We start from the raw sequence: 10,406 nt of genomic DNA, 5'->3' as shown, positions 1-10,406 counted from the left end.
TGCCACAGATACGGCAGGTCGGATTCCGGCAGCAGTTCCGGCGTGCGCTGCACCACGCACAGCACGTCATCGTCAGTCACGTCAAGCACTTCGCGCACCTGCAGACCGGTTGGCGTGAACGCACATCCATCCACGCTCAGACGGTTCGTATCGGCTTCCATGTCGTTGACCGCACACACCAGACGACCATCCGGCGTGTAGGCGGGCGTGCCGTGCACCAAGTCGAGCCAGCAGTCGTTGTGACGCTCTTCGAGCACGCGGGTCGTACCGGGCTCTTCGCCTGGCGCATATTCGGGAATCGCGAAGGAGAAGGTTTCGACCTCATCGCCGTTCTCGTCGGTGAATTCGGCTTCCGGAGCGATGACCGGCATGATCGGATCGCCGACGCGGACGGTCAGCACCTGATCGTTGCGCTGCAGTCGGTCCTGTACCTCGATAATCGGATCGTGCCCTTCCGTCCAATTCACGAATGCCAGATATTCGTAGCGTTTCCGGTCCCACTCCACCGCGTGCGGCACCTCACCGTAACAGCAGCCATCGGCGTCGAAGCCGAGCTCCAGCAGTGTCAGATGCACGTCGGCGTTGGCCGTCAGCGCCTGCGGGTAGCGGCGGGCGGCCGCACCCATGGTCGGATTCGCGGGATCGCAGATGTGCCATATCGGCTCGGGTGAGGCATCGAAGGTCTCGAACAGCACGTATCGGGAATCCGGCGACCACCAGAAACCGTCGTACCGATCCATCTCTTCGCCGGCCACGAATTCCGCCAGGCCGATCTTCCAGGTGGGAGCCGCATCATCGTCCACGCCGTATACCGTGGTGATGGACTCCTGCGCGGCCTGCCCCGGAGCCGGCCAATCGGCGATGTCGATCAGGTTCAGGTGCTCGCCGGTCGTGTACATCACGTGGCGGCCGTCGGGGCTGATGCGCGGATTGAGCACCGGCCCGTACCCGCTCGTGGTGAGGGTCAGATCCTCGAAGGCAAGCTGGCGGGTGCGTGCGCCGGTGCCGTCCTCCCGGATTTCGGTCAGGAACAGCTGGCCGTTGATGGTGAACACGACGCGACGTCCGGCCTGATCGACGGAATAGGCAATGATTCCGGAGCCGCCTTCGCGCGCACGCTCGCGTCGCGCACGTTCTTCGGCGGGAACGTTTTCCGCATCGGCATCGGCCAGCAGTTCGCGCGGATCGGCAAGCAGGACCTCCCGATCGTCGCCGGTGCCGGTCGTGTCGATCACGCTCATCCATAGCGAGGTGACGGTATCCTCCGGACCGTCGGATCGCAGGAACAGCGCCCGTGACCCGTCACCAATCGCACGGGCGGAACGGGGCGCGCCGCATGTGAATCGCACAGTGCGGGCCTTGAGTCGGGGAAACACATCAATCGCATCATTCATACTTCCCAAACTACCGACACCCAGGCCCACCTCACCGTCGGCAGTCTGGGTATTCTCACAAACCACCGACGCCTAGCCCCACCTCACCGTCGGTAGTTTGGAAAGAAACCCAAACAACCGACACCGAACTAGGTCCGCATCACCATTCACACCCCACTTTGCATGGAATTTTTGCAATTATGGGCCTCATAAATTGGCTCTCGGCACTCTACCGCGTAGGATAGGTGAGGATAGAAAGGGACAAGTATGAGCGTTCTCGACCGATTTGAGAAGAGCGTGGAAGGCGCCGTCAACGGAGTATTCGCTAAGTTCGGGTCCAAGGACCTGCAGCCGGTTGACCTCTCCAGCGCTCTTGAGCGCGAGATTGACAAAGAGGCAATGCCCGTTACTCGCGACCGTACCGTAGCCCCGAACGAATACCGTTTCAAGCTGAGCACGCCGGACTTCAACAACATCGTGGAATGGGGTGCGGAGACCCTGGCCAATGAGCTGGCCGACAATCTCACGCAGTATGCGAAGAGCCAGCATTATGCATTCGTCGGACCGGTCGTGGTGATCTTCGAGGAAGATCTCGATCTGAGCAAGAGCGATTTCAAGCTGACCAGCGAATCCGTACAGGGCAACGCGGTACCGGTGACCACCGAAGCGCAGACCGAGGATTGCCCGATGCTGGAGATCGGTGAAAAGCAGTACCTGCTCACCAAGGACAAGACCATCATCGGCCGTGGCTCCAACTGCGACATCGTGATCGACGATCCCGGCATCTCCCGCAAACATCTGGAGATTGACATCCATGACGGCAATGTGATCGCGCGCGATCTGGGCTCCACCAACGGCACATACGTCGAAGGCCATCAGGTACCGGCGGCCACGCTGTTGGATGGCAACACCATCACTATCGGCCGTACCCGAATCCTGTACTGGGCTTCTTCGCAGGATCAGGAGTAATCAACCCCAACCCGGGAGTTGCCTTTATGCTCACCGAACTTACCTTTGCGATCCTCAAGTATGGCTTCCTCATACTGTTATGGATCTTCGTAGCCTGTACGGTCCGTTCGTTGTACAAGGACATCGAGACGTTCAGCCCGCGCAAGTCGCGGGCTCATCGCCGTAAGGAGCGTCGCGCGCGCAAGGCGGTCGAGGCGCCGGCACCCGTGGCGTCGGCCGCGCCCGTCATCCCTACCAACGAGATGCCGATTTCGAATGTCAAACCCACTCTGCTGGTCGTTATCGATGGCCCGCTTGCCGGCAGTTCCGTCCCTCTGACCGGCAACACCATCACCTTGGGTCGCGCCGCGTCGAACACCGTGGTGCTCGACGACGAATTCGTCTCCTCGCATCATGCACGCGTCTATACCGATCCCGCAACCGGCCAGTGGGCCATCGAGGATCTGGGCTCCACCAACGGCACTGTGGTCAACCAGCAGCGCCTGGACGCTCCGATGATTCTCGGTTCACGCGTTCCGGTACGTATCGGCGCAACCACCTTTGAATTGAGGTGACTTTGACGACTTCCGCCACTTCACAACCATTGTTCCTGTATTCCACCACGGTCTCGGATGTGGGTACCGTACGTTCCAACAATCAGGATTCCGCATTCGCCGGAGAGCACCTGATCGCCATCTGCGACGGCATGGGTGGCCATGCCGGCGGCGATACCGCCTCCACCATCGCCATCCGATCGCTGGCGCATATCGAGCAGGACAATGAGCAAGGTGACGTGAAGACCGTCGCCCACATGATGGAGACCTCCGTCATGGCCGCGCATGACGCCATCGTCGGCAAGGCCAAGCGCGAACGCCGCCTTGCGGGCATGGGCACCACCGTCACCGCCGTAGCCTTGGTGTCGGGATACTGGGTACTCGCGCATATCGGCGACTCCCGCGCCTATCTGCTGCATGACGGTCATCTCATCCGCATGACTTCGGACCACAGCTATGTGCAGCATCTGCTCGACACCGGTCGCATCAATGAATCCGAGGCGCGCAACCATCCGCAGCGCAATGTCGTGATGCGCGTATTGGGTGACTTCGACATCGACCCCCGCCCCGACATCGCCGTACGCAAGGCGCATCCGGCCGACCGCTGGCTGCTGTGTTCCGACGGCCTGTGCGGCGTACTGGAAGATTCCACCCTGCAGGAGATGCTAGCGACCTGCTCCGATCAGGAAGAATGTGCGCAGCGCCTCGTTTCCATGGCGTTGCGGGCAGGCAGCACTGACAATGTCACCGCGGTGATCGCCGACGCGACGCTCGCCCTGAACGCCGATGCCTTCGATCTGCCGCATCAGACGCCGTTGGTGGCCGGCGCGGCCAGCGCGAGCCTCGAGCCGATCGCCGACATCATCAACGCGCCGGTGGCTACGGCACCGCTGCTACGCGAAGGCAAGCAGTCACCTGCCGCACGCGCGGCGGCCCTTCGTCATGGCAGGAACCCCGACAAGACCGACAACGAGCCGCAACCGGAGCAGCGTGTGGCGCAGCCGTCGACCGTACGCGAGGAGACGGGCGATCGCACCAATCCGGACACCGGCGAAATCCCCGTCGTGCAGAAGAACGACGGCCGCGTCTCCGCCGATCCGAACGATCCGGAAGTCGCCAGGGCCATCCGCAACGAGCAGATCCAACAGCGCAAGACCAAGCGTGCGCACTCCAAGCGCAACCGCATCATCGGTATCGTCGTCACCATTCTGGTGCTGCTGGGACTGGCGGGAGCCGCCGTCGGTACGTATCGTTGGAGCCAGACCAAGTATTATCTCGGCGACGACAACGGCAGCGTGACCATCTTCCAAGGCGTCCCGACGAGCATCTTCGGACTGAAGCTTTCCCATGCCGTCTCCGACACCGGTATGAAGACCTCCGAGCTGCCGCCAAGCTGGCAGGAACAGCTGATGCAAGGCATCTCCTTCGACTCGTACGGCGAAGCGAAGAATCACACGACGCTCATCAAGAAGCAGCTCAAGCAGCAACAGGCCGAAAACAAGAAGAGCGGCGGCGGATCATCGCCTTCCGCCAGCTCCTCGGCCAGTCCCAGCTCGAGCGCCTCAGCATCGTCTTCCTCCAGCTCGAGTCCGCGAGGCGGTGACAAGTCATGATCACTACCCGCTTGAGGCAGTTCGGTCTGCTGATGCTCAGCATGCTGACCTGCGCCGTGGCGTTCTTCCAGATGTTCGAACGCACCACGGGTGGTTTCCCTTCCAACTACATGGGAATGCTCGTGTTCATAGCAGTGCTGTTCCTGGCCGCATGGGGCCTATTGCTGCGATTCCAGCCGTATGCAAGCCAGACCATCTTATGCTGCGTCATGTTGCTGACCGGCATCGGCGTAACCATGATCGCCCGCATCGATCAGGAGACCAAGACCTCGGTCGCATTCAAGCAGTTGATGTGGTTGGCCATAGCGCTCGTATTGAGTGCCCTGCTGGTGATCTTCCTCAAGGATTACCGCGTGCTGCGCCGCTTCTCATACGTAAGCATGGTGGTCGGCCTGGTGTTGCTGCTGTCCCCGATGCTGCCGGTGATCGGCTCCGAACAGTATGGCGCGAGGATTTGGGTGAAGATTCCCGGCCTCGGCTCGTTCCAGCCAAGCGAATTCGCCAAGCTGTTCCTTGCGTTCTTCTTCGCCTCCTACCTGTTCGACCACCGCGACCAGCTTGCGGTCGGCGGCAAGAAGGTACTCGGCCTGCAGCTACCGAGAATCAAGGATATGGGCCCGATCATCGTGGTGTGGATCGTGGCCATGGGCGTGCTCGTGATTCAGCACGATCTGGGCACCTCGCTGATGTTCTTCGCCATGTTCGTATCCATGCTGTATGTGGCCACCGGCCGTAAAAGCTGGATCATCATCGGCTTCATCGCCTTCGCCGCGGGCGCATTCCTGGCGGCGAACATCTTCAGTCATGTCGGCGCGCGCGTCGACGCCTGGCTGCACCCGTTCAGTACGGAGCAGTATGGCAAGGAATATGGCGGATCGTACCAATTGGTCACCGGCATTTTCGGTCTGGCTTCCGGTGGCATGATGGGCACCGGCCTGGGGCAGGGGCATCCGTCGCTCACGCCGATCGCCAACTCCGACTACATCTACGCCGCTGCCGGCGAGGAGCTTGGTCTGACCGGCCTGTTGGCCACACTGATGCTGTATCTGCTGATCATCGCCGCCGGCATGATCACCGCCATGAAGATCAAGGACGGTTTCGGCAAGTTGCTGGCCTCTGGCCTGGTGTTCACCATGGCATTCCAGGTGTTCACCGTGGTTGGCGGCATCACGCTGGTCATTCCGCTCACCGGCCTGACCCTGCCGTACATGGCCGCCGGCGGCTCATCGCTGATCGCCAATTACCTGTTGGCCACGTTGCTGGTCATCATTTCGAATGCCGCGAACAAACCGGAGGATGACCTGAACAGCGATACCTTCCAATACGAGGCGATGCAGGCGTTGCGCAACCGCGACATGAAACACCGTACGCAGCCCACCGAACCGATCGCACGCACCGTGACGGGAGGCTCGAATGAATAAGTCGTTACGTCAGCTCTTCACCATCGTCATCATCCTGTTCGTGATCCTGGGCATGTCGACGACCATCATCACCGCCATCCGTGCCAACCAGCTCAATCAGGATCCGCGCAACACCCGAGCGCTCTACCATGAGTATGGAGCTCCGCGAGGCTCGATTCTCGCCTCGGACGGTTCCGTAATCGCCAAATCCGACCCGTCGAACGACGCATTCTCCTACCAGCGCTCCTACTCCGATGGCCCGCTGTATGCACCGGTCACCGGTTTCTTCTCGATCAGCCAGCGCGGGTGGAGCGGGATCGAAGCCTCCCGTAGTTCACTGTTGTCGGGGCAGTCCGACCAGCTGTTCTGGCAGCGTTTCAAAGCGCTGTTTACCGGTCAGGAGAACAAGGGCGCCACCATCGAGACCTCCATCGATCCGAAGATCCAGCAGGCTGCCTATAACGCCTTGGGGTCGCTTGACGGCGCGGCCGTGGCCATCGAACCGAAGACCGGTCGTATTCTCGCCATGGTGAGTACGCCGAGCTATGATCCGAACCAGCTGGCCAGCCACACCACGTCGGAAGTGAACGAGAACTACAACACGCTCTCGTCCGACCAGGCGAATCCGATGCTCAACCGCGCCACTTCGCAGCTGTACCCGCCCGGCTCCACGTTCAAGACGGTGGTCGCGGCCGCCGCGCTGGAAACCGGCCAATACCAGACCGATACGCAGATTCCCGCCGGTGCCAGCTATACGCTTCCCGGCACCACGGTGCAACTGACGAACGCCACTTCGCAAGGCAACGGCTCCGACGGCAAGATTTCTCTGGAAGACGCGATGGCGTATTCGTCGAACACCGCCTTCGCGCAATTGGGCGTCTCGCTGGGTGACGATAAGGTCTCGTCGATGGCCAAGAAGCTTGGTTTCGACAGTTCGATCACCGTGGACGGCACCGATTCTTCCGGTACTCCGTGGATGACCGTGGCTTCGAAATTCCCGACTGATGTGAGTGACGACAAACTTGCGCTGGCATCGATCGGACAGGGAGATACGGTGGTTACCCCGTTGCAGAACGCCCTGATTGCGGCGGCCGTCGCCAATGACGGCAAGTTGATGCAACCGACGCTGGTCGACCGTGTACGCTCCTCGGATCTGTCGGTCGTCTCGCAGACCAAGTCGGAGGTGATGTCGCGACCGTTCAGTGCCGACACCGCCGACAAGCTCACGCAGATGATGGAGGCCGTGGTCACCAAGGAGGATCCCGAATTGGCGATTGACAGCGTGCAGGTGGCGGTGAAGACCGGTACCGCACAGATTGGGGAGAATAACGGATCCGTCGACGCCTGGGTCATCGGATTTGCACCCGCGGACGATCCGAAAATCGCGGTGTCCGTGGTGGTGCACAACGTGGATTCCTACGGCGCATTGGCCGCAGGTCCGATCATGAAAGCGATGATGCAGGAGGCGCTGGCAGAATGAAACTGATTGAAGGACAGCTCATCCACCGACGCTACAGACTGGATTCCCGTCTGGCGCAAGGCGGCATGGGCGAAGTGTGGAAAGGCTATGACATTCAGCTCGGCCGCCCGGTGGCCATCAAGGCCTTACGCGGCGATCTGGGCTCCAGCCAGGAGGCGAAACTGCTTCGTCTACGCGCAGAGGCCCATAATTCCGCCAATTTGGCGCATCCAAACATCGCCGCATTGTTTGAATACTACGAGCATGACGGCATCGGATTCCTGATTATGGAGTATGTGCCGAGCAAGTCGCTGGCCGATCTGTTCCACGAAATCGACGGCCCGATGGAGCCGACGCAGCTGCTGCCGATCCTCATTCAGACCGCGCGTGGCCTGTTCGTGGCGCATTCGCATGGCGTGATTCATCGCGATGTGAAGCCGGCGAACATCATGGTCTCCGATTCCGGCGAGGTGAAGATCACCGATTTCGGCGTCTCCTACTCCACTAACCAGGAGCAGATCACGCAAGATGGCATGGTCGTGGGCACCGCGCAATATATTTCCCCGGAGCAGGCGCAAGGCCAGCAGGCCACGCCGCAGTCCGACATCTATTCGTTGGGGGTCGTCGCCTATGAAGGCCTGTGTGGGCATCGTCCGTTCACTGGCACTACGCCGGTTGACATCGCCGCCGCACACGTGAACAATCCGGTTCCGCCGTTGCCCGACTCCGTGGATGTGCAGCTGCGTGAATTCGTGATGTCGATGCTCGCCAAGGATCCGCTCGACCGTCCGAAGGACGCGCTGGCGGTATCCCGCGTGCTGACACGCATTGAACGACGTCTGCTCGATCAGCAGACACAGTTGGCGGACACGATGATCGTTCCCACCGGGGGTCGGATTCCTCGTCGTGTGGCCAGCAAACCCCATATCTCGCCCAGCAGTGATTGGAAGGAACAGGGATGAGCAACAACATGCCTACCTCTTTGGCGAATGGCCGCTATCAGCTCGGCCAACTGGTCGGCCGCGGTGGCATGGCCGAAGTGCATGTGGCGCTTGATACGCGTCTGGGTCGTACCGTGGCCGTGAAGATCATGCGCGCCGATTTCGCCAATGACCCGATCTTCCTCGCCCGCTTCCGCCGCGAGGCGCATTCCGTGGCGCAGATGAACAATCCGAACATCGTGAACATCTACGATTCGGGCGAAGAGGTCGTCACCACCGAAACCGGTCAGACCGAACATCTGCCATATCTGGTGATGGAGTACGTGAAGGGTCAGACCCTGCGCGACATCATCAAGGTGAACGGTGCGCTCAGCCAGCGCGACGCCGAACAGGTGATGATGGGTGTACTGAACGCATTGGAGTACTCGCACCGTATGGGTGTGATCCACCGCGATATCAAGCCCGGCAACATCATGATCTCCGAGCAGGGCGTAGTGAAGGTCATGGATTTCGGCATCGCCCGCGCACTTGATGATTCCGCCGCCACGATGACGCAGTCACAAGGCGTGGTCGGCACCGCACAGTACCTCTCCCCGGAGCAGGCCCGCGGTGAGACCGTGGACATGCGCTCCGACCTGTATTCCGCCGGATGCGTGCTCTATGAGATGCTGACCGGTAAGCCGCCGTTCACCGGTGATTCCGCGGTGGCCATCGCCTACCAGCACGTTTCCGAAGTGGCCACTCCGCCAAGCTCGGTGGTACCGGGACTGCCGAAGATGTGGGATTCGATCTGCGCCAAAGCCATGGCGAAGGACCGCCAGAACCGGTATGCCACCGCATCCGAATTCAAGAACGATCTGCTGACGTTCATGAACGGCGGCGTCCCGGTCGCGGCCGCATTCAATCCGTTGACCGATCTGACCAATGTGAAGGCCCGCAAGCAGGCCGAGCAGGAAGCCGCGACCGTGGCGATGAGCCCGACGAGCGGTGAGAGCGCGGCAACGCAGGCGTTCAATCCGGTGACCGGCCAATTCGAACAGGTGTTGGCGGGCCCCAACGGCGGCGTCGCCACGAAGACCCGCGCGGAACAGCGCGCTGCCGCCGCCAAGTCGAAGAAAAAGAAGCAGATCATCATCGGCTCCGTGGTGGGCGTACTGGTGGCCCTACTGGCCATTTTGGGCATCGTCTACATGCTGAATCATGGCGACTCGTCGACCGATACCGTCGAAGTGCCGGATTTCACTGAAATGTCGAACATCTCGCAGACCACGGTCGAAGAGAAGCTCAATGCGCTCGGTCTGAAGCTTGACGCCCGCGATGACACGGAGTCCGATCAGACCAAGGGCACCGTCACGAAGCAGAATCCGAAGGGCGGCTCCAAGGTGGAGAAGGGCTCCACCGTATCCGTGTGGTTCTCCACCGGCCCGCAGACCGTGTCGGTACCCGATGTGGCGAACAAGAGCCAGGAAGAGGCCAAGTCCGTTCTGGAATCCGCCGGCTTCAAGGTGGGCAGCGTCAAGACAGTCGATAGCGGCACCGTCGAAAAAGACAAGGTGGTGAGCACGGATCCGGCTGCGAATTCCAAGCAGACCAAGGGCACGATCATCACGTTGTATATTTCGTCCGGCATGACCAAGATTCCCGACAATCTGGTCGGACAGTCGAAGGATTCGGTGATTGAGCAGCTCAATAAGGCTGGCATCGGCACGGTCAATGTGGAGAACGAATACTCCGATTCCGTCGATTCCGGTTCGGTCACCCGTCTTGATCCGGGTTCCGGCAGCACCGTCGAACTCGGCACGTCCGTAACCATCTGGGTGTCCCTCGGCAAGCAGCAGGTCAGTGTGCCAAGCGTGCTGCACATGACGCTATCCAGTGCCAAGAGCGTGCTTACCAACAACGGTTTCCAGGTCACCGTGAACGGTTCGACCGACGATGACGCCATCGTCACCGGCATGAGCCCCGAAGGTGGCTCGCAGGCCGATTCCGGCGCCACCATCACCCTGACTACCGAATCAGCCAGCTCGCCGTCACCGTCACCGTCAGGCAGTACATCCTCCTCGACCGCATCCCCGACCACCCACTAAAGGCCATACGCCCAATATGCAAAAGGAGCGA

At 60.8% G+C, this 10,406-nt stretch carries 8 protein-coding genes; 7 read left to right on the top strand and 1 reads right to left on the bottom strand.

Features of this window, described 5'->3' with window-relative positions:
* Positions 1-1,394: DPP IV N-terminal domain-containing protein (locus HMPREF1494_RS10925; RefSeq protein WP_034523016.1), on the bottom strand; the 1,394-nt coding region annotated here is incomplete at its 3' end.
* 246 nt (positions 1,395-1,640) lie between these two features.
* On the opposite strand from HMPREF1494_RS10925, the gene HMPREF1494_RS10920 reads away from it, so the two are divergent.
* From HMPREF1494_RS10920 to pknB, 7 genes are read left to right on the top strand one after another with little or no spacing between them, the layout of a single operon-like run.
* On the top strand, positions 1,641-2,342 hold the full coding sequence (locus HMPREF1494_RS10920) for an FhaA domain-containing protein (protein WP_034523013.1): 702 nt from the start codon (positions 1,641-1,643) through the stop codon (positions 2,340-2,342).
* A 26-nt stretch (positions 2,343-2,368) separates the two neighbouring features.
* Positions 2,369-2,896, top strand: coding sequence for an FHA domain-containing protein FhaB/FipA (locus HMPREF1494_RS10915; protein WP_034523010.1), 528 nt, complete (start codon positions 2,369-2,371; stop codon positions 2,894-2,896).
* Positions 2,897-2,898: 2 nt separating this feature from the next.
* A complete protein-coding gene (locus HMPREF1494_RS10910; RefSeq protein WP_034523008.1) occupies positions 2,899-4,488 on the top strand; it encodes a PP2C family protein-serine/threonine phosphatase in 1,590 nt (529 codons plus the stop codon).
* Positions 4,485-5,909 carry an FtsW/RodA/SpoVE family cell cycle protein gene (locus HMPREF1494_RS10905; RefSeq protein ID WP_003842991.1) on the top strand — a complete coding sequence of 475 codons (1,425 nt, stop codon included), beginning with the start codon at positions 4,485-4,487 and terminating at the stop codon, positions 5,907-5,909. The genes HMPREF1494_RS10910 and HMPREF1494_RS10905 overlap by 4 nt, the downstream gene beginning before the upstream one ends.
* Positions 5,902-7,368, top strand: coding sequence for a peptidoglycan D,D-transpeptidase FtsI family protein (locus HMPREF1494_RS10900; RefSeq protein WP_034523005.1), 1,467 nt, complete (start codon positions 5,902-5,904; stop codon positions 7,366-7,368). Before HMPREF1494_RS10905 ends, HMPREF1494_RS10900 begins: the two co-directional genes overlap by 8 nt.
* Positions 7,365-8,309, top strand: a complete 945-nt coding sequence (locus HMPREF1494_RS10895) for a serine/threonine-protein kinase (protein ID WP_003838057.1) — start codon at positions 7,365-7,367, stop codon at positions 8,307-8,309. The genes HMPREF1494_RS10900 and HMPREF1494_RS10895 overlap by 4 nt, the downstream gene beginning before the upstream one ends.
* Entirely contained in the window at positions 8,306-10,375 is a 2,070-nt protein-coding gene (gene pknB / locus HMPREF1494_RS10890; protein ID WP_034523003.1) for a Stk1 family PASTA domain-containing Ser/Thr kinase, read from the top strand. Before HMPREF1494_RS10895 ends, pknB begins: the two co-directional genes overlap by 4 nt.
* Positions 10,376-10,406 lie beyond the last annotated feature (31 nt).

Source organism: Bifidobacterium sp. MSTE12 (genome assembly GCF_000513015.1).
Lineage (GTDB): Bacteria > Actinomycetota > Actinomycetes > Actinomycetales > Bifidobacteriaceae > Bifidobacterium > Bifidobacterium dentium.
The sequence above is the reverse complement of the archived record's forward strand: the minus strand, read 5'-3'. Positions and strand labels throughout refer to the sequence as shown.

Coding starts and splice junctions, on each gene's coding strand:
- HMPREF1494_RS10920 (WP_034523013.1), top strand. CDS start 1,641: ATGAGCGTTCTCGACCGATTTGAGAAGAGCGTGGAAGGCGCCGTCAAC.
- HMPREF1494_RS10915 (WP_034523010.1), top strand. CDS start 2,369: ATGCTCACCGAACTTACCTTTGCGATCCTCAAGTATGGCTTCCTCATA.
- HMPREF1494_RS10895 (WP_003838057.1), top strand. CDS start 7,365: ATGAAACTGATTGAAGGACAGCTCATCCACCGACGCTACAGACTGGAT.
- HMPREF1494_RS10900 (WP_034523005.1), top strand. CDS start 5,902: ATGAATAAGTCGTTACGTCAGCTCTTCACCATCGTCATCATCCTGTTC.
- pknB (WP_034523003.1), top strand. CDS start 8,306: ATGAGCAACAACATGCCTACCTCTTTGGCGAATGGCCGCTATCAGCTC.
- HMPREF1494_RS10905 (WP_003842991.1), top strand. CDS start 4,485: ATGATCACTACCCGCTTGAGGCAGTTCGGTCTGCTGATGCTCAGCATG.